Annotated in this window: 19 protein-coding genes; 10 read left to right on the forward strand and 9 right to left on the reverse strand. The window is 56.9% G+C overall.

Annotation, left to right across the window (positions count from 1 at the left end):
• Positions 1–51: 51 nt before the first annotated feature.
• On the reverse strand, positions 52–1,377 hold the full coding sequence (locus ABRP87_RS02475; protein WP_349867529.1) for a M1 family metallopeptidase: 1,326 nt from the start codon (positions 1,375–1,377) through the stop codon (positions 52–54).
• A 39-nt stretch (positions 1,378–1,416) separates the two neighbouring features.
• Positions 1,417–2,496 (reverse strand): alpha/beta hydrolase, encoded by a 1,080-nt coding sequence (locus ABRP87_RS02480; RefSeq protein WP_349867531.1) that lies wholly within the window; start codon positions 2,494–2,496, stop codon positions 1,417–1,419.
• A gap of 645 nt (positions 2,497–3,141) precedes the next feature.
• Here ABRP87_RS02480 and lpdA point away from each other — a divergent pair.
• The gene (lpdA, locus tag ABRP87_RS02485; protein WP_023025064.1) at positions 3,142–4,554 is read left to right on the forward strand and encodes a dihydrolipoyl dehydrogenase; all 1,413 of its coding nucleotides are present in this window, start codon (positions 3,142–3,144) and stop codon (positions 4,552–4,554) included.
• Here lpdA and ramB read toward each other — a convergent pair.
• Positions 4,551–6,056 (reverse strand): acetate metabolism transcriptional regulator RamB, encoded by a 1,506-nt coding sequence (gene ramB, locus ABRP87_RS02490; RefSeq protein ID WP_349867533.1) that lies wholly within the window; start codon positions 6,054–6,056, stop codon positions 4,551–4,553. The genes lpdA and ramB overlap by 4 nt on opposite strands.
• A gap of 372 nt (positions 6,057–6,428) precedes the next feature.
• Here ramB and ABRP87_RS02495 point away from each other — a divergent pair, with 372 nt between their 5' ends.
• The 5 genes from ABRP87_RS02495 to ABRP87_RS02515 all read left to right on the forward strand — a co-directional run bounded on the left by ABRP87_RS02495 (position 6,429) and on the right by ABRP87_RS02515 (position 10,891).
• Positions 6,429–7,184, forward strand: a complete 756-nt coding sequence (locus tag ABRP87_RS02495; RefSeq protein ID WP_023025066.1) for a succinate dehydrogenase cytochrome b subunit — start codon at positions 6,429–6,431, stop codon at positions 7,182–7,184.
• A gap of 15 nt (positions 7,185–7,199) precedes the next feature.
• Positions 7,200–9,215, forward strand: coding sequence for a fumarate reductase/succinate dehydrogenase flavoprotein subunit (locus tag ABRP87_RS02500; RefSeq protein WP_349867536.1), 2,016 nt, complete (start codon positions 7,200–7,202; stop codon positions 9,213–9,215).
• Positions 9,215–9,964 carry a succinate dehydrogenase/fumarate reductase iron-sulfur subunit gene (locus tag ABRP87_RS02505; protein WP_023025068.1) on the forward strand — a complete coding sequence of 250 codons (750 nt, stop codon included), beginning with the start codon at positions 9,215–9,217 and terminating at the stop codon, positions 9,962–9,964. The genes ABRP87_RS02500 and ABRP87_RS02505 overlap by 1 nt, the downstream gene beginning before the upstream one ends.
• Before the next feature lie 56 nt (positions 9,965–10,020).
• Positions 10,021–10,395 carry a hypothetical protein gene (locus ABRP87_RS02510; protein WP_349867539.1) on the forward strand — a complete coding sequence of 125 codons (375 nt, stop codon included), beginning with the start codon at positions 10,021–10,023 and terminating at the stop codon, positions 10,393–10,395.
• Between the two features lie 211 nt (positions 10,396–10,606).
• Positions 10,607–10,891: a transposase gene (locus ABRP87_RS02515; RefSeq protein ID WP_349867542.1), complete on the forward strand. Its 285-nt coding sequence runs from the start codon at positions 10,607–10,609 to the stop codon at positions 10,889–10,891.
• A gap of 263 nt (positions 10,892–11,154) precedes the next feature.
• Here the strand turns inward: ABRP87_RS02515 and ABRP87_RS02520 are convergent, their stop codons facing one another.
• From ABRP87_RS02520 to ABRP87_RS02535, 4 genes are all read right to left on the reverse strand, one after another.
• Positions 11,155–11,289: a hypothetical protein gene (locus ABRP87_RS02520; RefSeq protein ID WP_349867544.1), complete on the reverse strand. Its 135-nt coding sequence runs from the start codon at positions 11,287–11,289 to the stop codon at positions 11,155–11,157.
• A gap of 743 nt (positions 11,290–12,032) precedes the next feature.
• Entirely contained in the window at positions 12,033–15,188 is a 3,156-nt protein-coding gene (locus tag ABRP87_RS02525; protein WP_349867546.1) for a type I restriction endonuclease subunit R, read from the reverse strand.
• A 6-nt stretch (positions 15,189–15,194) separates the two neighbouring features.
• The gene (locus ABRP87_RS02530) at positions 15,195–16,361 is read right to left on the reverse strand and encodes a restriction endonuclease subunit S (protein WP_349867549.1); all 1,167 of its coding nucleotides are present in this window, start codon (positions 16,359–16,361) and stop codon (positions 15,195–15,197) included.
• Between the two features lie 3 nt (positions 16,362–16,364).
• Positions 16,365–17,939 carry a type I restriction-modification system subunit M gene (locus tag ABRP87_RS02535; RefSeq protein ID WP_349867552.1) on the reverse strand — a complete coding sequence of 525 codons (1,575 nt, stop codon included), beginning with the start codon at positions 17,937–17,939 and terminating at the stop codon, positions 16,365–16,367.
• Positions 17,940–18,160: 221 nt separating this feature from the next.
• On the opposite strand from ABRP87_RS02535, the gene ABRP87_RS02540 reads away from it, so the two are divergent.
• The 4 genes from ABRP87_RS02540 to ABRP87_RS02555 are packed head-to-tail and all read left to right on the forward strand — an operon-like array spanning position 18,161 to position 20,699.
• Positions 18,161–19,492, forward strand: a complete 1,332-nt coding sequence (locus ABRP87_RS02540; RefSeq protein ID WP_349867554.1) for a DUF445 domain-containing protein — start codon at positions 18,161–18,163, stop codon at positions 19,490–19,492.
• A 33-nt stretch (positions 19,493–19,525) separates the two neighbouring features.
• Positions 19,526–19,960 carry a CGLAU_01105 family protein gene (locus ABRP87_RS02545; protein ID WP_349867556.1) on the forward strand — a complete coding sequence of 145 codons (435 nt, stop codon included), beginning with the start codon at positions 19,526–19,528 and terminating at the stop codon, positions 19,958–19,960.
• 5 nt (positions 19,961–19,965) lie between these two features.
• Positions 19,966–20,256 (forward strand): DUF2516 family protein, encoded by a 291-nt coding sequence (locus tag ABRP87_RS02550; protein ID WP_349862090.1) that lies wholly within the window; start codon positions 19,966–19,968, stop codon positions 20,254–20,256.
• Positions 20,257–20,258: 2 nt separating this feature from the next.
• Entirely contained in the window at positions 20,259–20,699 is a 441-nt protein-coding gene (locus ABRP87_RS02555) for a deoxyribose-phosphate aldolase (protein ID WP_349867558.1), read from the forward strand.
• Here the strand turns inward: ABRP87_RS02555 and ABRP87_RS02560 are convergent.
• Together ABRP87_RS02560 and ABRP87_RS02565 are read right to left on the reverse strand one after the other, a co-directional pair.
• A complete protein-coding gene (locus ABRP87_RS02560; RefSeq protein WP_349867560.1) occupies positions 20,696–21,499 on the reverse strand; it encodes an LmeA family phospholipid-binding protein in 804 nt (267 codons plus the stop codon). The two genes, ABRP87_RS02555 and ABRP87_RS02560, sit on opposite strands and share 4 nt — an antisense overlap.
• A 49-nt stretch (positions 21,500–21,548) precedes the next feature.
• Positions 21,549–22,358 carry a class I SAM-dependent methyltransferase gene (locus tag ABRP87_RS02565; protein ID WP_349862087.1) on the reverse strand — a complete coding sequence of 270 codons (810 nt, stop codon included), beginning with the start codon at positions 22,356–22,358 and terminating at the stop codon, positions 21,549–21,551.
• Positions 22,359–22,369 lie beyond the last annotated feature (11 nt).

Raw genomic sequence — 22,369 nt, forward strand, 5'->3', positions numbered from 1 at the left:
CCAGCTACAACCAAACACGCCCAAAACGCACCTAAAACGCAACCAAAACCACTAATCCGGAAACTTAGGCAACGCTGTTTCATCGAGCCATGCGGCAACGGTGGCATCGAAAAGAGCGGCGTCCGGCGCAGCCTCCCGGAAGGCGGAGAGGAGATCGGAGGGCTGAACCACGGAATGTTGATGCTGGGTGAGGTAGGAGGTGAGGGTGGGGAAGAAGGCATCGGCAAGCAGCCGGTGAATGGCGTGCACCGTGAGGGCCCCGCGCTTGTACACGCGGTCATCGAACATATCGCGTGCGCCCGGATCAGAAACCTTGATGTCTTGGCGCTTGCGCGTCAGGACCTGGTAATGCGAGCGCGCCGCCTCGCGCGCGGACGCGCCACCCTTGTGCTCACCCCACAACCACTCGCTGTAGCAGGCAAAACCCTCATTGAGCCAGATATCCTTCCATTCAGAAAGGCCGACGGAATTGCCAAACCATTGGTGGGAAAGCTCGTGCGCGATGAGCCGCTCGAAGGCGTGATCGCCCTTCACGTGGTTGGAACCAAAAATGGACAGGCCCTGGGCCTCGAGGGGGATTTCCAGCTCATCCTCGGTAATGACGACCTGATAGGTGGGGAAGGGATAGGGCCCGTAGATGGAGGAGAAGAAATCCACCATCTCCTGCTGCCGGGAGAACTCCTCGTGCACGCGCTCGCGCAAGAACGCCGGCGCCCACGCCTGGGTATTATTCCCCAGCGAATAAGAAGAAAACTCTCCTACCTGCACCGTTGCCAGGTACGTGGCCATGGGGTGGCGCGTGCGGTAGTGCCACCGGGTGGTCGAACCGCCGGCCTTGCGGGAAACCAATTCGCCATTGGAAACGACGGTAAAGGGGCTATCAGCGGTGATGATGATGTCATACGTCGCCTTTTCTGAAGGCGTGTCATCGCATGGGAACCAGCTGGGCGCGCCATTGGGCTGGCTGGCCACCAACGAGCCGGATTCGGTTTCCTCCCAGCCAATTTCGCCCCACGTGGTGCGGATGGGGCGCGGGCTGCCGCCGTAGCGAATATGCAGTTCAAACTCAGTCCCGGCAGGGATCTCGTCTGCAAAACGCAGGCGCAGCTTCCCGGAAGATTGGCGGAACTTAGCCACCCGCGGGGCGTGCTTAGCGGTCACGCGCCGCGCCACCATCGCCCCGCCGAGGTCCAAAGTTAAGGAGGCCAACTCTTCCACCGCGCGCACGCTTAAAATGGCCTCACCCTGCAGCAGGTTAGGCTCCACGCGGTAGTTCAAGTCCAGCGTGTAGTGGGTGACTTCAAAACCAAGGTTGAAGTCCACGCCGGTATAAGGATCAGTATGCGCACGCGAAAAGGCGGTAGGAAGCAATGTCATAATATTGCGATCCTACCGCCCGTCACGCGCAGCCGAAATTTAGCTATTGAATGCCCGCTCGAAAACTGGCCAAGAATCCTTCAGATCCTCTTTCCAGTGCGGCCACGAGTGGGTTCCGGTATTGCGGAAGTTGTAGGTGGCTGGCACTCCGGCCTGGTCAAGCTTGGCCTTGAAGTTGTGGGTGCAGTAGTTCACTCCAGCTTCGATGCCGCCGCCCTCAACCTGCAGGGTGGAGGAACCGCGTACTGCTTCTTCTTGGTTCAGACCCATAGAGCGCAGATAGCTATAGGTGTCCTGTTCACTTGCCAAGCCGGAACCGGAAGAAATGTAGAGCTCGGTACCGTGCAGCTTATCGGCGTTCATCATGGCGTCGTTGTAACGGTTGGTCTCGGAGCCGTACGGGCCCCACATCTGGTCCACGCTGCCGCCGCCACGGTTGACGGTCAGCTCTACGGCCTGGCGCTCCAGCGGGTAAGCGGTAGCGGCACAACCTGCGTATGAGCCCACTGCATCGTAGAAACCTTGGTTGTGCTGTGCCAGCAGCAGGGAAGAGGTAGCGGACATGGACATGCCTGCAATGGCGCGGTGGTTATCCGCGTTGATGTGCTTTTCAATGGCACCCGGCAGTTCCTTGGTCAGGAAGGTTTCCCACTTTTGTGGTCCCTGCAGGAATTCTGAATTCGGCTCAGAGATCCAGTCGGTGTAGTAGGAGAATGCACCGGCCTGCGGGACTACGACGTTGACGTCCTTTTCGTGGTAGAAATCAACGGCATCAGAAAGCTTCAGCCAATCCATGTCTTGTTCTGCTCCGCCTGCGCCATTGAGCAGGTAAATGGTTGGGCGGTTTTCGCTCTTGGCGCGGATGACGGCCAGCGGAATCTTCCGGTCATTCATTGCCGGCGAGGTTGCCTCGAGCTTTTCAACGCGTGCGTCGTCCTTGTACTTCTTGTACCAGGACTTACCCTCGATCTCCGGGGTAGGTTCCAGCGGGGAAATCGTGGACTGTGCGGTATCGCCCGTCACTTGCTGCGGGGTGAGCTCGGCTGCGCCCGCCACGGGAGCATAAGCTAAGCCCGTGCAAACCGCAGCTGCCGCGAGGATAGAATTAAGACGCTTCATGGTGCTTCTTTCCAGTGGGGAATGGACTCGATAACTATACTTCGGCCGCGAAAAATCGGCATGTTGAGGGAAGTATATTCAGTATTCCTACATGTAGACCTAACCATTAATAGTGCCCAATAAATGCTTGCCGGTAAAGACTTTCGCTGATGTGGGGGAGTAGCGGGGGTAGGCATACTTTCATTGCCTTTTCCGCTAATAATGATAACTAGTGCTATGACAGCTGAGGTTCCTGTGTCATAATTTTCCAATGAAGCACGGCGTGACGCGGTTTGTGTCTGTAATAACATCAGTAGCGGCTGCGTTAGTGCTTTTAGTGTGAAAAGCTAAGCAGCGAGATTGTGTACTCGCGCCCCATCAAGAGAAAGAACATCAATGAACCTTTTTGATTCCGCCCTCGTGTCCTTCAATGAATTCATTGGGCCATTCATCCACTCTGCAATGGATGCATATTCCAAGCTGCTAGCATCCTTGGGCGTGATTTAAGTCCACGAATGCTTAAGGGCCCTGCGGAGGTGCATCTGCTGCTTGCCGATGCCCCCTTTGCAGGGCCCTTTCCCTATCCTCACCGCGGCTTGGGGTGGGGTGCCCCCAAGTGTGACCAATTACGCGACATTGAGGACAAAGTTACGTATCCTGTAGGGCGTGACTAACGAACATTATGACGTAGTAGTACTCGGTGCGGGCCCTGGCGGCTACGTTGCCGCCATCCGCGCAGCTCAGCTTGGAAAGAAAGTCGCTGTTATTGAAAAGCAGTACTGGGGCGGAGTCTGCCTCAACGTAGGCTGTATTCCCTCCAAGTCGCTGCTGAAGAATGCAGAGGTAGCCCACACCTTCAACCACGAGGCGAAGGCTTTTGGCATCTCCGGCGATGTTTCCTTTGATTTCGGTGTAGCCCACAAGCGCTCCCGCAAGGTTTCTTCGGGCATCGTCAAGGGCGTTCACTACTTGATGAAGAAGAACAAGATCACCGAGATCAACGGTCTGGGTTCCTTCAAGGACGATAAGACCATTGAGATTACTGAGGGCGATGACGAAGGTAAGACCGTTACCTTCGATGACTGCATCATCGCCACCGGCTCCGTGGTCAAGTCCCTGCCTGGCGTTGAACTGGGCGGCAATATCGTTTCCTATGAAGAGCAGATCCTGAATGAGGAAGCACCAAAGTCCATGGTCATCGTGGGTGCCGGCGCCATCGGCATGGAATTTGCTTACGTGCTGGCCAACTACGGTGTGGACGTCACCATCGTGGAGTTCATGGACCGCGTCCTGCCGAACGAGGACAAGGACGTATCCAAGGAGATTGCTAAGCAGTACAAGAAGCTTGGCGTTAAGCTCCTGACCGGTTACAAGACCACCTCTGTGAAGGACAACGGCGACGATGTCACCGTTGAGGTGGAATCCAAGGACGGTTCCAAGCAGGACACCTTGACCGTGGATCGCGCCATGATTTCCATCGGCTTCGCCCCGCGTGTTGAGGGCTTTGGCCTTGAGAACACCGGCGTTGAGCTTACTGAGCGCGGTGCCATCGACATCGATGACCGTATGCGCACCAACGTTGACCACATTTACGCTATCGGTGACGTCACCGCGAAGCTGCAGCTGGCACACGTGGCGGAGGCTCAAGGCGTTGTAGCGGCAGAAACCATTGCTGATGCAGAAACCCAGCTCTTGGGTGACTACAACAACATGCCGCGCGCTACCTTCTGCAACCCGCAGGTCGCATCCTTTGGCTACACCGAAGAGGCAGCCAAGGAGAAGTTCCCGGATAAGGACATCAAGGTTGCTACCTTCCCGTTCTCCGCAAACGGTAAGGCAGCCGGACTGAATGAGACCGCCGGCTTTGTGAAGCTTGTTGCTGACGGCGAGTTTGGCGAGCTCATCGGTGGACACATGGTGGGCTCCAACGTTTCGGAGCTCCTGCCTGAGTTGACCTTGGCACAGCGTTTCGACCTGACCACTGAAGAAATCGGTCGTAACGTGCACACCCACCCGACCTTGTCTGAGGCCATGAAGGAAGCCGCCGAGGGTATCAGCGGCCACATGATCAACCTCTAAACAAGCGTCCCTACACCGCATAAGGGCACCGCAGCGTTCTCCAAGAAGGAGGACCGCGGTGCCGTTTCTCTATACGCGGCTAAAAAGACCAGCCAGTAAGGCGCGACCGCCGAGCGGTGGACATCGATATTGATCGCCTCGTTGATGGGCGGGAAGGCACGCTGCGAGCAGTTTTCGCGGGCGCAGGTGCGACACCCTGGTCCGATGGGGGTAGCGGCGTGGAGATTGGTGAGGTCGAGGCCCTCCGCATAGACCGTGCGATCGGCGTGTCGGGCCTCGCAGCCCAGCCCAATGGCGAAGAGCTTATTGGTATCGCCGTAGCGGCCTTGATGGTGCTGCACGGCGCGGGAAATCCACAGGTAGTTGCGGCCATCGGGCATCTGCGCGAGCTGGCGCGAAATGACCCCTGGGCGGGTGAAGGTCTCGTAGACATTCCACAGCGGGCAGGTGCCGCCGTTATTGGAAAAGTGCACGCCGGTAGCGGATTGCCGCTTGGACATATTGCCGGCGCGATCCACGCGCACGAAGGTAAACGGAACGCCGCGCAGGTTATCGCGCTGCAGGGTGGAGAGCCGGGATGCGACTGTCTCATATCCCACGCCGAAGACCTGGCACAGATACTCCACGTCGTAGCCGGCGCGTTCGGCCTCGCTGTGCATCATGGCATAGGGCATGAGCGTGGCGGCGGCGAAGTAGCTAGCCAAGCCGCGTTGGGCCAGGCTGCGGGAGGCATCAGAGGTAAAGGGTTCATCGGCCACGAGTGCGGAGATCTGGTCCTGGGCCTCGAGCAGCCCGAGCTCGGCGGCCATGCGGAAGGCGCGTTGGCCCTCGCTCAGGCGCGAGGCGAGCGTGAACTGCCCACTCTCGCGGTCAAAGCGGTGCAGCGTGCCATCCATCTGTGCCGTTAGTTCGATATCTACGCCGTGTTCCTCGCGCAGCCGGTTCGCCAGCGCCTGCTCGGTATCGCGAATGCCGAACCCGGAAACACCGAGGTCACCGGCAAGCTCCTCTGCGTGATGGTCCAGCCCGTCCAGGTAATTCTGCCGGGCATAAAAGAAATCGCGCACCTCATCGTGCGGCATGGATAGGGCGGCTGCGCTTTCCGATGTCCTCCTCGTATCCGTAGCCAGCGACAGCTTATCGCGCACATTGCGGTAGCGGCGGTGTACATCGACGAGTGTGCGGGCCACGGTGGGGTGGTTATACACCAGCTCCGATAGTTCCTGGAGCTCTACCGGGGAGGGGCACAGTTCCTTGTCTTGGATGACGTCCTGGATTTCTGCGAGGAGGCGGGAATCATCATCGCGGGAGAAAAAGGTGGCGTCGACCCCAAAGACCTCGGTAATGCGTAGTAGAACCGGCACGGTGAGCGGACGGACATCGTGTTCAATCTGGTTGACGTAGCTAGCGGAAAGGCCGAGGGTGCCGGCTAGGGAGGCTTGGCTGAGATCGCGCTCACGGCGAAGCTGGCGAAGGCGAGATCCCACATACGTCTTACTCATGCGCCAAAGAGTACTAGTAGAAAGCGCGGCTGTGCATCTTTATGGCGAAAATTTTGTGAAGACTCTTCGCTACCTGGACACGGGGTTTGTGGGGTTTCATGCGAAAGTTTGACACATAAAGGGGTGGGGTAATCACTCACGTAACATGGAGTGGCGAAGCTCACAGTTTGGACCATAAATATGAAACATCTGTATTGCGGAAATGGAGGGGGCCAAGGTGACAGCGTTTTCATATTCTTCTTATCAGGATACCCTTACCTAAAAGATCTCACTGCCTAGTCATTCTTGCGAACCGGGAGTAAATAACCGCTCGAAAATAACTAGTAACCAGCGGTTAAGCCCGGTTAAGGTAAGTATGACTATGGAGGTGTCATGACTTTAAGAAATCCGGACCGTGAGGCAATCGCTCACGGCCACATCACTAATGAACCAATTCGTCAGAATCCCGGAACGCCATCGTGGGTACTAAAGCTCATCATGGCCGTCACCGGTTTGCTCTTTGCACTTTTCGTGGTCGGCCACATGGCCGGCAACCTGAAGCTGTACATGCCGGCGCACAACGGTGAGCCCGCCCTGGATGAGTACGGCGAGTTCCTGCGCTCGATGGGTGAACCGCTGCTGCCGCATGGCTCTGCCCTGTGGGTCATCCGCATCGTGCTGATCGTGGCAATCCTTGCCCACATCTACGGTGCCTTTACCTTGGCTTCCCGCTCCAAGGCATCCCGCGGCAAGTTCAAGCGCACCAACCTGATGGGTGGCCTGGATTCCTTCGCCACCAAGTCCATGCTGGTGACCGGTGTAGTGCTGCTGCTCTTCATCATCTTCCACCTGCTGGACCTCACCTTGGGCGTACAGCCGGTGGCCCCAGAAGCTTTCGTTGAAGGTTCTGTCAAGGCCAATATGATCGAAACCTTTAGCCGTTGGCCGGTCACCATCTTCTACGTGCTGGCAATGTGCTGCCTCTTCCTGCACCTGACCCACGGCATCCGCCTTGCCGCATCTGACCTGGGTATCACCGGTGCAAAATGGCGTCAGACCTTCTTGGTCTTGGCGTACATCATCCCGGCCGTTGTATGCATCGGCAACATCGTTATGCCTTTGTCCGTTGCCCTGGGCTTGGTCAGCTAAAGGAGATAGGAACCCATGACTACTACTGAACTCAAGCGTGAACACCCCAACTTCTCGCACCCAAAGTCCATCGTTGAGGGCGTCTCCGCTGGTAATATCCTGGAATCCCAGGAACCGCACGGCGTGCCGATGAAGGATATGTGGTCTCACCACGTTGACCACATGAACCTGGTCTCCCCACTGAACCGCCGCAAGTTCGAGGTCCTCGTCGTAGGTACCGGCTTATCTGCGGGTTCGGCTGCGGCTGCACTCGGTGAATTGGGCTATGGCGTCAAGGTCTTTACCTACCACGACTCCCCGCGCCGCGCGCACTCCATTGCCGCGCAGGGTGGTGTCAACGCCTCCCGCGCCAAGAAGGTGGATAACGACTCCGCGTACCGCCACACCAAGGACACCGTGAAGGGCGGCGACTACCGCTGCCGCGAGTCCGACTGCTGGCGCCTGGCCAACGAGTCCGTTCGCGTTATTGACCACATGAACGCCATCGGCGCCCCGTTCGCCCGTGAGTACGGCGGCACCCTGGCCACCCGTTCCTTCGGTGGTGTGCAGGTCTCCCGTACCTACTACACCCGTGGCCAAACAGGTCAGCAGCTGCAGCTGTCCACGACCTCGGCACTGTACCGTCAGATCGGCCTGGGCAATGTGGAGCTTTTTGCCCACAACGATATGCAGGACATCATCACCTACGATGACAACGGCAAGAAGCGCGCGGGCGGCATTGTTACCCGCAACCTGATTACCGGTGAGCTCAAGGCCTTCACAGGCCACGCCGTCATCCTGGGTACCGGTGGTTACGGCAACGTTTACCACATGTCCACCCTGGCAAAGAACTCCAACGCCAGCGCCATGATGCGCGCTTATGACAAGGGCGCTTACCTGGCTTCCCCGGCGTTCGTGCAGTTCCACCCAACGGGCCTGCCAGTCAACTCCGACTGGCAGTCCAAGACCATTTTGATGTCGGAGTCCCTGCGTAACGATGGCCGCATCTGGTCCCCCAAGAAAGAGGGCGATGACCGCGACCCGAACAGCATTCCGGAGGAAGAGCGCGACTACTTCTTGGAGCGCCGCTACCCGGCCTTCGGTAACCTGGTTCCCCGCGACGTTGCTTCCCGTGCAATTTCCCAGCAGATCAACAAGGGCCTGGGTGTTGGACCTCTGAAGAACTCGGTCTACCTTGACTTCCGCGATGCCATCGAGCGTCTGGGCAAAGACAAGATCCGCGAGCGTTACTCCAACCTCATTCAGATGTATGAAGAGGCCATTGGTGAGTCCGCCTACGAGACCCCAATGCGCATTGCTCCTACCTGCCACTTCACCATGGGTGGCCTGTGGACCGACTTCAATGAGATGACCTCTATTGACGGCCTGTTTGCCGCCGGTGAGTGCTCTTGGACCTACCACGGTGCTAACCGCCTTGGTGCTAACTCCCTGCTTTCGGCTTCCGTCGACGGCTGGTTCACCCTGCCGTTTACCATCCCGAACTACTTGGCTGACCACCTCAACGAGGACAAGCTGGCCGAGGATTCCGCTGAGGCACAGGAAGCCGTGCAGAAGTCCCAGGAGCGCATCGATAAGCTGATGCAGGTCCAAGGCGACGACCCGCACGGTCCGTCCCACTACCACCGCCAGCTGGGTGACCTGCTGTACTTCGGCTGCGGTGTGTCCCGTAACGTCGAGGACCTGAAGGACACCATCGAGAAGATCCGCGCGGTGCGCGATGACTTCTGGAAGAACGTCCGCATCCCTGGTGAGGCGAATGACATGAACCAAGTCCTGGAATACGGCCTGCGCGTTGCCGATTACTTGGACCTGGGTGAGCTCATGTGCATCGACGCCCTTGACCGCGATGAGTCTTGCGGCGCTCACTTCCGCGAAGATCACCTTTCTGAAGAAGGCGAAGCCGAGCGTGACGATGAAAACTGGTGCTTCGTTTCCGCCTGGGAGCCGGGCGCAAACAAGAACGAGTTCATCCGCCATGCAGAACCCCTGTACTTTGACTCGATCCCGCTGATGACAAGGAACTACAAGTAATGAAATTGACACTTGAGATCTGGCGTCAAGCCGGACCCACCCAGGAAGGTAAATTCGAAACCGTCCAGGTGGATGATGCCTCCGAGCAGATGTCCATTCTGGAGCTATTGGACCACGTCAACGATGGCTACATCGAACGCGGCGAAGAGCCCTTCGCCTTCGCCTCTGACTGCCGCGAAGGCATCTGTGGTACCTGTGGTCTGACCGTCAACGGTCGCCCACACGGCCCAGGTCAGAACACCCCTGCCTGCCAGCAGCGCCTGTTCAACTTCAACGATGGCGACACCATCCAGCTGGAGCCATTCCGTTCCGCTGCGTACCCCGTCATCAAGGACATGGTGGTTGACCGCTCCGCACTGGACCACGTGATGGAGCAGGGCGGTTACGTTTCCATGGATGCCGGCACCGCACCGGACGCCGATACCATGCACATCAACCACGAGACCGCCGAGTACTCGCTGGACCACGCTGCCTGCATCGGTTGCGGTGCCTGCGTTGCTGCCTGCCCGAACGGTGCGGCACACCTGTTCACCGGTGCCAAGCTGGTGCACCTGTCCATGATGCCGCTGGGAAAGGAAGAGCGCGGCAGCCGTGCCCGCAACATGGTTGCTGATTTGGAATCCAACTTCGGCCACTGCTCCCTCTACGGTGAGTGCGCCGATGTCTGCCCGGCTGGCGTCCCACTGACCGCAGTGTCTGCCGTTACCCGCGAACGTGCACGTGCTGCTTTCCGTGGCAAGGACGACTAAGCTAGAGTTATTCCGTAGGAATACTAGGAACGAGAGAAAGACAGAAAGACTCCGCCATGAGCGATAACACCCACGTAGTTGCTGACTACCAGAGCGAAACGTATCCGGAGTTCTCCGGCAAGATTCAGGACAACTACATCGAAGGCTACGACCCGGTATCCTTCGCAGCTCCTCACTCTTCCCTTCTCCGCACCTCCACGTGGGTCGGCATGGGCTTGATCTTGTCTTGCTTGCCGGCAGCCGGCATCCTCATCTGGGGCCTCGGCGTCTGGGACACCCCGTTGGGCACCGCAGGTGAAGGCGACTACGGCCTGACCATCGCCATCGGCGTCATTTCCTTGGTTGTGGTGGCCATCGCCGCCGCCGGCACCATCCACTATGGACGCCGTTTCTACCGCCAGTACCGCAAGGAAACCGGCCGAGTTAACTAGTATTCGCTCTTAAGCACCTCCAGCCCCGCCTCCAATAGCGTTGAGAACATGCTAGGAGGCGGGGCTATTCCTGTTTTGACGGAAGAGCTAGCGCTTGTCGATGCCCCTTAGCACCCCACGCCCCGCATCTGCTCGAGCTTGAACTGGCCCCTATGTGCTGGACACCTGATATCCAGCCCCGTCGGGCTGGCAAGATTGGTAATCTACCACCATGTCCAGGTACTCCGAACAGTTCAAGCGCGATGCTGTGGCCCTCTACGAAAACAATGACGAACTCTCGCTGAACTCAGCATCAGCAGAGCTCGGTATCAACCGTGCCTCGCTGCATTCATGGGTCAACAAGTATAGCACCGGCAAACGCGCCCGCACTAAAGCCCTGCACGATAAAGCCCAAGCAGCGAATGATTCCGAACGGATCCGCCAGCTCGAAAAAGAAAAAGCACAACTGCGCGAAGAATGTGACATCCTGCGCAAAGCCGCCAAATATTTTGACTAAAGCAGGCCCACTGGCGAGCGACCCTAACTCCCGACGTGTCCACTTGCCGAGGTCAAGACCCGTTCTATGGTCGATCTTGGATTATTCATTATGGAAACGCTAGACTTTATCCTGAAAGCCTCGGAACGATCCCTGCACTACGAAAGTAGGAGTAAATCGCCGAGGTTATTGATTCTTCCGGGCAATTAATTCCTTCTGTACCGGCACGAGACTTACCACGGGTTACAGATACACCACACTAGTGGAAGCAACCAATGATGGCGTCACTTGCGGTCCTTACGGTAGGACAATGCCAACTCGGATGTGGCGAGCGCCACGGGGGCAATCAGAAGCCAATTGGGTATCACTGTAGATACGGCGATGAATGCGGCGAAAGCTGCCGCAAACGCATAAGTCATGGTCTTTTCCATGAGAACTCCTCTCGGGGATATGATGTTTGGGTAGGCCTCTGAGGGTCTGGGCAGTTCGGATATCCAGACCCCAGGGGTTTATTTCTCGTTATCGTCCTCTGTCGGTTTACTGTCCAGTTCCCGCTTCCACTCTATGGCTATTTTGTGGGCTGCGAGGGCTGCTCCGGTAATTGCAGTCATTATCTGTGCTACATCGCGGCGATCAACTCGTGTGGCTTTATGCACGACTGGCAATCCATGGGAATGGAAAAATCAAAGCATACACGTAATGACAATCAAGCTCACCAGCGGCCGAATGAACGCTACGCTCACTGCCAACAATGACCCAATCACTCGGAGATCTAATGGCCTCCGTCGGTCCAATCGCTGCCGGCTTCCTAGCGGAAATGACGGGAACGTGGTCAGCGCCTTTAATCGCTTTAGCGATTCTATACCTTCTCCAGGTGGCAATTGCCGTGCCCGCTGGTCGTCCCAGTAAATAGCTTTTCTGGCATTCATTCAACACGCTGAGGGAGACGTACAAGGGGAGGAGCATGCGCTTGCCGATGCCTCCCCAGCGTCCCCCTATGTCCACACAGTTCTGTGGAGGCGTGGCCTCATCACCCGGGGCTGAAGCCAAGCACGAACTGGAGCTCCCGATGTGTCTACATCCCGGGGTCCGGCTTCTCGAAAATAGCCCGGTAGCAGCTACAATATTAGCTGCTTTGATGCTATCCGCGGCTAATTCTCGGCTACATTTGTTTGAGTAACGACGTTGGGTTCACCGAGTCCCCGTAGGTAGCCACAAGGCGATTCATGGCCCCGACGACACGGTCCTTCTTTTCCGTGTCGCTGTCTTTATGCGCGCCAAACCGTCGCATCGGAGGTAGCATTTCGCTTACCAGCAACCCGGAATGCGGCACGACCAAATCTGCGAGGCCCTTGGCAAACACCTGTAGTGCTTCCGAGCGTTTGAGGTGCTCGGACTCAATGAGGTCGTTGACGTCCTTACGACACTCGCGCTCGACCAGTGAGTAGAACTCATCGGGCTCTGTATTGCCGTCTTGTCCCTCGATGAACTTGTCAATCAAATCCCTCTTAAGCCGCAGCTTCTCGGATGAATCAATCTCACGTTTGATGCGATCGTGGTCTTCCTCGGAGAGGTTGCCATCGGCATCACGTAGCTCTGCAATGAGCCTCAAAATGTAATCCACATTGACCGAAAGGTGCGACACCAGTTCAATCTCAAAGACGAGATCGTCGGTGATGTCCACGGGCTCTTCTCCACTGTCTCCACGCTTTTCTTCGTAGAGCTCCAAGTACACACCTTGGTAGTCTTGGAAGTCGCGCTTTGACAGAGTGGTGTCTTGACCAAATTCGTCGAACATGTCTAGGAAGTTGATGAGGCGAAGAACCTCTGAATAGGTTTCCACATAGCTCCGTTTGCCTTCGTCAGTGTCCGGCATTTCCCCTGGAACACAAAGAGAGCGTAGCTTCTCCACAGCTGCGACGAAACGCGAGTGGTAGTGCTCGTAGGATTCAAGAACAACTACGTTATAAGCCTCGGAGTCACCGAAGCGTTGGATTGCCTTCTCGGTTGCTGACTTGAGGTTTCGGAAACAGACGATATTTCCTGCTTGCTTCTGTGTGTTCAGAATGCGGTTGGTTCGTGAGAATGCCTGAATGAGGCCATGCTGGCGCAGGTTCTTGTCCACGTACAGCGTGTTCAAAGTGGTTGCGTCAAAACCAGTAAGGAACATGTTGACCACGATTACTAGGTCAACCTCTCGGTTCTTAATGCGCTGTGAGAGGTCACGGTAGTAGTTCTGGAAGCCGTCACGGTTGTTAATATCGAACGACGTACCAAACTGCTCGTTATAGGTCCTCATGACACCGCGCAAGAACTCGCGGTCCTCGTTGCCTAGGTTCTCGGCGGAGGTGTCTTCTTCTGGCAACGGGCCGTCGAGGTCGATTTCTTCTTCACCCTGTGTAGTGGTGCTAAAAATCGTGGCAACAACCAGCTTGTTCTCGTTTTTCAACTTCCCTTCGGCCACTCGAGCTGCTTGCTGTGCAGCGAACTCGTCGTAAAAGGCTTGTGCCGACTCAATGGATGACACCGCGAACATGGCGTTAAAACCATTGACGTTGGTGACTGTCGATGGCGTTTCGCGGCCTTCCTTGTGTGCCTTAGGATCGTAATCCTGCACCGTGTGGCGAAACTTTGAGTCGTGCAGAGTGTGCTGGCCAAATTGCTCGAGAATGTATTCAACGATTGAGGCAGTGCGTTCGGGGGATTCCAATGCTGCGGTGCGGTCAATGTCAGAAACCCGAGTGTCATCGTCATCGGCGAGCTTCGAGCGCATCGTCGCGTTGAAGTCAATTTTGAACGGCAAAACATTGCCGTCACGAATCGCGTCCACAATGGTGTAGGTGTGTAGCTGCGTACCGAAAATTGATTCCGTGGTCTGCACAGGCTTCAAGGCGCGCGCGTGCGCAGCGTCATCCTCGGTATAGAAAATTGGTGTACCGGTAAAGCCAAACATCGAGGTCTTGGTGAACCGTTTGGTGATGGCCTTATGCATAGAACCGAACGTTGAGCGGTGGCACTCGTCGAAGACAAACACCACGTGCTGGCGGTAAATATCTAGTTTTTCAGGTTGACGTACCAAGTGGTTGAGCTTCTGGATCGTGGTCACCAGAATCGGCATCTCATCATCTGCCAAGTTTTCTCGGAGAATCTTGGTGGACGCATTGCCATTGGCCGCGCCCTTGGCAAACCGGTCATATTCTTTGATGGTTTGATAGTCGAGGTCCTGGCGGTCCACGACAAACACCACTTTGTCCACGCCGTCCATTTTTGACAATAGCTGCGCTGTCTTAAACGACGTCAGGGTCTTTCCTGAGCCGGTCGTGTGCCAAATATATCCGCGTGAGTCGAGGGTGCCCAGCAACTTCGGGTAATTCACATTTGAGGCGACCTTATTGATAATGCGCTCGGTGGCCGCAATCTGGTACGAGCGCATAACCAGAAGGTTGTTGTTCGTGTCCAGAACGCAGTATTTGGTTATAAGATTGACCAATGAGTACTTCGTTAGGAAGGTTCGCGCGAAATCAGTCAGATCTGTAATGTGCTTGTTCTTCGCGTCAGCCCACCACATCGTGAACTCATAAGAATTCGATGTATTGCCTGTACCCTCACTGTCCTTGATCTGTCGCTCGCGGGTGGTGTTGGAGTAGTACTTGGTGAGCGTGCCGTTAGAGATAACGAAAATGTGGACGTAATCGAATAGGCGGTGCCCAGCGCCGAAACTGTCGCGCCCGTAGCGGCGGATTTGGTTGAATGCCTCTTTAAGCTTTACTCCTCGGCGTTTGAGCTCGATGTGCACCATTGGTAAGCCGTTGAGCAAAAGGGTCACATCATAGCGATTGTGGCGCATCGATCCGCCGGACGTGGCAACTTTGTACTGGTTGATCACTTGCAGCTTGTTGCGTGACCAGTTGTCAGAGTCAATGAGCTTGATGTTGGCGCGCTCGCCGTCATCAAACTGGAAGTCGAACACACCGCCCTCATGCTGGATACGCCGTGTCTTATCCAGAATCGTATCTGTGGACGGTGCAATGAACTCCGCTAACAGTCGCTGCCACTCACCGTCAGCGAACCGAACGTTGTTTAGTTGTTCTACTTGTGCGCGGAGGTTAACTAGCAGAGCTTCTTCGTCATGAATGGGTGCGTGATCGCAGCCTTGTGCTCCTAGAATAGCAATGAGCTGGTCTTCTAGCTGGGCTTCGGATTGATAGTTAGTCTCCGCGCTCCGGTTCGGCTCGTATTCGCTCACCACCGTCGAAAGGGAGGAGGAAGCAAGCTTCTGAGCGTCCTGAGGCAGGTTAGTGTAGGGATTGGTTGTCATGATTGGTTAGACCTCGTTGGTTTCTTTTTTCGGGAACGAGAGCAGCTTCTCCCGGTAGTAATCGAACTGCTGTTGGCGCTGCTCACGCTCTAACCTCAGATTGTCGATAAGTTCCTGCATTGCATCGAGTTTGGCAGTAATCTCGTTCTGAACCTCACGCGATGGGAGGGGGACGGTTACGTTTTCAATCGAGGATTTCCGGATTGACGGCGTAGCACCTGATTGCAACGCTATTGAACTCAGATCGAACCCTAAAAAGTAGTAAAAAAGGAATGATGGGTTGAGGCTATCACCAGGGATTACACCTGCCACGTTGTTGTCGTAACTTGATTCCTCTACTAGAAGGCGTTTCTTGTTTGTGGCCACTGCGGCGCCAATCTTTGGGAAAATTAGTGTGCCTGCCGGCGAGGTACGTGCTTTGATTAAATTGAGGGTCGACCGATCAACATAATTAGAGCTTAGGTTCATTCGTACTTTGTTTTCGGGACGGTTCATGTCGGCAACCTTGAAGAATGGCACTCCGACACGCCCGCCCTGAAAGTTAGTTGGAAATCCCCATCCATTGCGGACAGTCGCCACATCTCCAAGCCGTACGTAATCCACCCCTTCGGAGCAGTACCGCGACGTCAAGTAGTCTGCAGACAGCATCTTCTCCCGATACTCGGCGAACTGCTTCTCCCGCTGCGAAATCTCCAAGTCAAGGTTCTCGCACAGTGCAGCGAACGTGTCTAAATGCTCGACAATTTTGTCCTGTATCTCCCGTGGCGGCAGTGGAAGCTTCAGCCTTTTCAGAGCAGTCTGGGTAAGGCTCGGGCGCGTCGCGCTTGTCGAAATTTCAGAAAAATCGAATCCTTTCATGGAGTAATAAAAGTACTTCATTGAAAGGCGGGAGGGGTTCGTCTCTGTTCTAAAGGCAGTGTCGATGTTCCAAAACGGGACATCGACGAATTGCACTTCCAGGGTTCCCTTACGAGGTAGCAACACACTTGGTTCCGAGCTTGCTGGAGTTTTTACTGTGGGCAGCATTTTTCCACCGCTACCGTAGACAGCGATGTCACCGGGCTCCTGCCTCTTCCAGTCGGAACCGTTTTTTATAGTCACCACATCCCCCAGTTGCACGTACTCCACGCCGTTGGGGCAGTACCGGTCAATTAGTTGTTTCAGAGTTTTCACTTCTTACACCAACCCGTCTTGATTGAGTTCGGCCACGATGGTGTCCACACGGGCCTTCAGGTCGGTTTGGGCAACGTTGGTCTCCGCGATGTCGGCGTTGAGCTTTTCAATGTCGACTATTTCGCGGGTGTCTTCCTTCTCAACGTAGGAGTTGACTGACAGGTTGTAGTCCTTGTCTTCGACCGTTGCCTGCGGCACCATGACGGCTTTGTGTGCCACATCCTTTTTGCCGAAATACAGTTCAGTAATGGTCTTTTGGTCATCTCCGGAGAGCGTGTTTTTCGCTCCGTGCTTGGTAAAGCACTCCGCAGTGTCTACGAAGAGCACATCAGTTGTCTCGCGGTTCTTCTTAAGAACTAAGATGACAGTAGAGATGGGTGTACCGAAGAACAGGTTGGGCGGTAGTTGGATGACCGCGTCCACGAAATTATTGTTTACTAGGTACTCCCTAATCTTCTTCTCGTCTCCACTACGGTACAAGATGCCGGGGAACTCGACGATGGCAGCAACGCCGTCGTCTTCCAGGTGGTGCAGCATGTGCATCGTAAAAGCGAGATCAGAATTTAACTTCGGTGCCAGCACGCCTGCGGGGGAGAAGCGGTCGTCGTTAATCAGTGTTACATCGTCCTTGCCTTCCCAAGGTTGGGAGTACGGCGGGTTAGACACAATTGCGTCAAATGGCTGAACGTCGAGATGTTTTGGGTCAATGAGAGTATCGCCAATCTGAATATCGAACTTCTCGAAAGGTACGCCATGCAGCAGCATGTTCATGCGTGAAAGAGTATGGTTGGTTGGGTTGATTTCCTGGCCGTACAAGCCATCAGAAATATTGTCGATACCCAGAGTCTTGGCGAAGCGGAATAGCAATGAACCGGAGCCCGCACACGGGTCGTAAGCACGGCGAATGGTTGGGCGCTTGTTCACAGCAATTTCCGCTAGAACTTCGGAGACTTCCTGTGGGGTAAAGTGCTCGCCGCCGTTGCGCCCAGCGTTAGAGGCGTACATGCGCAGGAGATACTCGTAAGCGTCACCGAATACGTCAATGGTGGTATCGCTGAAACCGCCCAATTCCAGCTTCTTCACCGCGCGCATGATAGAACCAAGACGCTCGCTGCGTTCTTTTACGGAGCCGCCCAGGCGGTTAGAAGAAACATCGAAGTCTTGGAACAATCCGGCAAAGTCGTCCGCAGAGTCTGCCGATACGGTGGATTCCTCCACGGCCCGGAAGGCCTTATCTAGGTCGATGTTGAGGTTTTGATTTGTCTTCGAACCCTCTTCGAGCGCATCGAACAGCTGGGAGGGGAGGATGTAGTAGCCAAGCATGTCCGTGTAATGCTCGCGCGCGTCCTCAGCGGTTTCGTCGTCGAGCTTGGCGTAATCAAAGCCCTCTTCGCCTGCTTCAATTTGCTCGGCATTGATGACGTGAACCAGGTGCTCGCACAAGTAGCGGTAGAACAGGGTTCCTAGCACGTAGGCCTTGAAATCCCAACCGTCCACTTTGCCTCGCAGGTCGTTGGCGATTTCATTTAGAGTCTTGTGCAATTTGTTGCGTTCGGCTTGCTTGTTCCGGGGTGACACGTTTCTTCTCCTCGAATATCTCGGCAGGTTCCTTCTAGCCTAGCCCGTGACACACAGGTACGGCGACCGATTCCGTGACAAGCCGCTGACCAGAACAGCAGACGTAAGATCATCTGTAACCGAAACCGGCCAGCTTTCGAGTGCACGCGCTGAGCGCACTAATGTTGAGCAAAGGATTCGCTGTCCACCACGAAATTTCATCTAATCCCCAAGGAGAACACATGACGCACCGCTCGGACGCAGAGCTCGATACGGCTAGGGAGCCGGCATCGTCAGGCACCGGTGTGCCACAGGCCGGCAACCAGGAGGCGCGCCGGGCGGACCTGCGGCGGTGGAAGGCGATTGCGCTGTCGCTGCTTTTGCTGGCGGCGGTGATCTTTTTGGGGTGCTCGTGGTGGCAGGCATCGGAAAGCGCGGCGCCGGTGTGGGTCGGCTACGTGCGTGCGGCGGCGGAGGCTGGCATGGTCGGTGGCCTGGCGGACTGGTTCGCGGTGACGGCATTGTTCCGCCGGCCGATGGGCCTGCCCATCCCGCACACGGCGCTGATTCCGAATAATAAGGACCGCGTGGGCAATGCGTTGAGTGACTTTGTGGAGGAGAACTTCCTCACCGCGGATGCGCTGAGCGCCAAGGTGCGGGATGCGGAGCTGCCGCTGTGGCTGGCGCGCCAGGGGGCAGAACCCGGCAAGGCGGAGGAGGTCTCCGAATGGATTGGTGAGCGCGCCGCCAGTGTGGTGGAGGACCTCGACCCGGCCGAGGCGGAGCAGTTCATCCGCACCCAGGTCATGGACCGCCTGGCGGAGCCGGAGTGGGGGCCGCCGTTGGGCCGGTTGCTGGAGGGCTATATCGCGGACGGCAAGGCGCGCCCGCTGGAGGATGACCTCATTGATTGGGCGCACAAGAAGATTCTTGGCATGGAATCGACGGTGGTCACGGCCATCGATGAGCGCATGCCTGGGTGGGCGCCGCGCTTTGCCCGCGAGATGGTGGGGGACAAGGTCTATAACGAGCTCGTTAATTTCGCCGACGAGGTCCGCCGAGATGGCAATCACGAGGCCCGCCTGGCCATTCGCCGGAACCTATCCAAGCTGGCTGCGGACCTGCAATGGGATGCGGATATGCGCGAGCGCATTGAGAACATCAAGCAAGAGATGCTCGCCTCTGACCAGGTGCAGCAGGCGCCGGCGGCGATGTGGCGTACTATTTCCACCACGCTGATTGATCAGTTCAATGACCCGGAGTCCTTCCTGCGGCAGAAGATGACGGCCAAGGTGAAGGAATTGGCGCATCGTTTGCTCGAGGATTCTGAGTTCTTGGCCCAGGCCAATGACCTCGTGGACAAGGCCGCGCGCTACGCGGTGGAGAAATTCGCCCCGGAAATCATCGCGATCATCCCGGAGACCATCAAGCGCTGGGATGCGCAGGAGGCCTCGCAGAATATCGAGCTGATGGTGGGCAAGGACCTGCAATTTATTCGCCTTAACGGCACGATCGTCGGTTCCCTGGCAGGATTGGCCATATATGCTGTTAATCATCTCATTTTCGGCGCCTAATGCGCCGGAATAATTCGTCACACGGAGGATTTCATGACTGAGAAGAAGAAGCTTTTTGATTCCCTGAAGGAAGCCGGTGCATCCGCGCTAAATACCGCCAAGGATTTCGGTGGCCGCCTGCAGGAAGAGCGCGAGAACCAGAGTGCGCAGGGCACAGGTGCGCAGGCCCCACAGGGGGACAAGGACGGCATGCTGGATAAGGCTACTAACACCGCTAAGCAGTGGGGCGCGTCCATTAAGAAGGCTGCGGAAGAAACCCGCGACTCGGAGGCTTTCTCTGCTGCCAAGGACAAGTTTGCGGATGCGTACCAGGAAACCCGCGAGGGCGTGAAGGAAGCGTATGACTATGCCCAGGAGCGCGTGAACGAGAAGAAGAACGCGTCCAAGAATGGTAATTCCGCTGCTGCAAGCACGGACGATAATATTATCGATGGCGAAGTTATCGATACCGACGAACCCACGAATTAATCTGCATGTACCTCTTACTTGAAATTGCCTATAAGTTTCCCATCTACTTCTTCCAGGTCCTGACCATTACCGCCATCATCGGCGCAATCCTGGCAGCATCAACGCGCGAGGACGCTTTTCGAGCCGGCGACCGCAAAGGTAAGTGGGTATGGGTAGGCCTGCTTGCGGGATCGGCGGTGGCGATGGCTACCGGCCTGGAATTCCTGGCGTGGATTGGCACAGTCATCACCGGTATCTACTGGTTTGACGTGCGCCCGCAGCTCAAGGCCATCATCAACGGCGACTACAGCTACTAAGCATGAAAAATCTCCTGCACGCTTCCGCCGCTGAGGTCAGGGAGCAGGCCGCTGGGCAGCATGTGCTGGTCTCGCCGCACCACGTGACGGTGGCGGCTGCAGCCGAGCCGGCGGGCATTACCGCCGTGGCGGGCTATCCCACCGGCCGACACCACACACTCATCAAGGCCTCTGAGGCCCGTTTGGCCATCCAGTCCGGCGCGGACGAGGTGTGGGTCAGCGTGGACGCCACGCTTGCCGATGCCACCCCAATCCTCGCCGAGCTTGTCGCCATCCGCGAGGCCTGCCCGGACCCGGCCCGCGTGGGCCTCATTCTGCCGGAGGCGGAACCAGCGCGGTCCCTCGCGGAAACCGCCGCCCAGGCCGGTTTTCATAAACTCGTCATAGAAAAAGGCAGCGAGCTGGAAAGCTCGCTGCCCGTCGTAGAATTTCCCGCTACCTAGGCGGCCTTCTTCTGTTCGCCGCTTTCGTCTGAGAAGTGTTCCAAATCCTTCAATGGGACATCGGTGCCCGTAAAGGTGAGCGTGACCTTGCCATCGCCCACATCCACGGATTCGACCTGCAAGTCCTTGGCTATGAGATCATCGGACATGCCTTCCTGCAGCGCCTCTGAAATGGAACTGGTTGCTTGCTCAGGCAGCGAGAGGCCAAAGATGGCGGCCTCGGTGGCATTGATCTCCAGCTTGCCGTCGCGGGCAATGGGCTTGAGCGAAAGGCTAGCCAAACCGCCGCCGAATTTCACTTCCAGCTCGTCGCTCTGGTCATTCGCGGTAATTTCAGTGACCACCATATTCCCAACGGTGTCGCTGCCGGATTGGTCTGAAATTCCTTTTTGGAAGCTAGCCAGCAGATAGTCATCCGGGACGGTGGTGGTGGCGCGGAGGGAGCCGGCTACTGGATTATCGGTATCCGTCGACATATTCTCCACGTGGATTTCGGAGGCGGGCTGCCCCTTGATCTGCGAACCTTCGATCTGCAGGGTCGACGGCGTGGTCATATCCATCTGGGAAATCGAGCCGCTCAGCAGGCCGAAGAGGAGGGGGCTGCCGCCAAAGCTTACCGAGGGATCTTCCGTTGCCTCGATGCCTTCTTCTTTGGCGCTGTTTTTAAACTCCTCGGTCATCTGATTACTAATGAACCAGCGCAGGCCAAACTCGGCGATGAGGATGATAATAAGCAGCGCTACGAGGACGCCTACGACAATTTTCCAAGCGAGCGATCCGCCCGATTTCTTTGCAGCCATGACTACCAGTGTGGCGCATGAGACGGCCGGTGGCAATGTGTGCTGGATATTAGCGGGGCGCGATGCTCTCCCAGCTCACAGTGAGCGTATTATCGCGCAGCCGGCGGCGGGGAGGCTGGAGGTTAAAGGGGGCATCGGCAAGCAAGGCATGCGCCATGCGCCACCGCACCCGCGGGCCGTGCGGGGCCCACCCGGCGGCGCGATCCCAGGCCCTATCTGCGGCCTGCAGGAGCTCGTGGATGGGCTCGCCGGGCACATTGCGGTGGATGAGCACCTTGGGCAGGCGCTCGGCCACATCGGAGGGGCGGGCCACATCGAAGGGATCCCACGCGAGCGTCAACGTCTTTGGGCCATGCTGATCGAGCAGGATCCACGCCGCGCGCCGGCCCAACTCATCACAGGTGCCCTCCACGAAGAACCCGCCAGGCGCCAGGCGGGAACACACCGTCTGCCAGGCCTCCGCAACCTGGTCCACATCGTATTGGCGCAGCACGTTAAAGGCGCGTACCACCTGCGGCTGGTAGCCCGCAAGCTCAAATCCGCCCAGCTCAAAGCGCACGCCATCGCGCGGCGGCAGCACCCTGTCCGGGTGGATTTCCAGCCCGCGCACATCCACGCGGGGGTTGATGCGGCGCAGCCATCGCGCCCACTCCACGGTGGTGGTATGGGAGGCGCCATAGCCCACGTCGAGCGCGAGCGGGGTGCGCACGTGGCGCAGCAACGCCGAGATTTCCGGGTGGGCCACCATCCACCTATCGCAGCGCCTGAGCCGGTTGTAATTGGTGGTGCCGCGGGTAATAACGCCAAAAGGCCGACCCGCTGCTGCGCTGGCGCGCAGGTTATGAGCGTGGTCGGCCATGGGCGTGAAGG

The sequence above is a fragment of the Corynebacterium sp. KPL2830 genome, assembly GCF_040225635.1.
Lineage (GTDB): Bacteria > Actinomycetota > Actinomycetes > Mycobacteriales > Mycobacteriaceae > Corynebacterium.

Excerpts from the sequence above, each read along its gene's own strand:
- ramB (WP_349867533.1), bottom strand. The coding sequence starts at position 6,056 with ATGAGTAAGACGTATGTGGGATCTCGCCTTCGCCAGCTTCGCCGTGAG.
- ABRP87_RS02515 (WP_349867542.1), top strand. The coding sequence starts at position 10,607 with ATGTCCAGGTACTCCGAACAGTTCAAGCGCGATGCTGTGGCCCTCTAC.
- ABRP87_RS02520 (WP_349867544.1), bottom strand. The coding sequence starts at position 11,289 with ATGACTTATGCGTTTGCGGCAGCTTTCGCCGCATTCATCGCCGTATCT.
- ABRP87_RS02475 (WP_349867529.1), bottom strand. The coding sequence starts at position 1,377 with ATGACATTGCTTCCTACCGCCTTTTCGCGTGCGCATACTGATCCTTAT.
- ABRP87_RS02545 (WP_349867556.1), top strand. The coding sequence starts at position 19,526 with ATGACTGAGAAGAAGAAGCTTTTTGATTCCCTGAAGGAAGCCGGTGCA.
- ABRP87_RS02565 (WP_349862087.1), bottom strand. The coding sequence starts at position 22,358 with ATGGCCGACCACGCTCATAACCTGCGCGCCAGCGCAGCAGCGGGTCGG.
- ABRP87_RS02555 (WP_349867558.1), top strand. The coding sequence starts at position 20,259 with ATGAAAAATCTCCTGCACGCTTCCGCCGCTGAGGTCAGGGAGCAGGCC.
- ABRP87_RS02560 (WP_349867560.1), bottom strand. The coding sequence starts at position 21,499 with ATGGCTGCAAAGAAATCGGGCGGATCGCTCGCTTGGAAAATTGTCGTA.
- ABRP87_RS02495 (WP_023025066.1), top strand. The coding sequence starts at position 6,429 with ATGACTTTAAGAAATCCGGACCGTGAGGCAATCGCTCACGGCCACATC.
- ABRP87_RS02510 (WP_349867539.1), top strand. The coding sequence starts at position 10,021 with ATGAGCGATAACACCCACGTAGTTGCTGACTACCAGAGCGAAACGTAT.
- ABRP87_RS02480 (WP_349867531.1), bottom strand. The coding sequence starts at position 2,496 with ATGAAGCGTCTTAATTCTATCCTCGCGGCAGCTGCGGTTTGCACGGGC.
- ABRP87_RS02540 (WP_349867554.1), top strand. The coding sequence starts at position 18,161 with ATGACGCACCGCTCGGACGCAGAGCTCGATACGGCTAGGGAGCCGGCA.
- ABRP87_RS02550 (WP_349862090.1), top strand. The coding sequence starts at position 19,966 with ATGTACCTCTTACTTGAAATTGCCTATAAGTTTCCCATCTACTTCTTC.
- ABRP87_RS02500 (WP_349867536.1), top strand. The coding sequence starts at position 7,200 with ATGACTACTACTGAACTCAAGCGTGAACACCCCAACTTCTCGCACCCA.
- ABRP87_RS02525 (WP_349867546.1), bottom strand. The coding sequence starts at position 15,188 with ATGACAACCAATCCCTACACTAACCTGCCTCAGGACGCTCAGAAGCTT.
- ABRP87_RS02505 (WP_023025068.1), top strand. The coding sequence starts at position 9,215 with ATGAAATTGACACTTGAGATCTGGCGTCAAGCCGGACCCACCCAGGAA.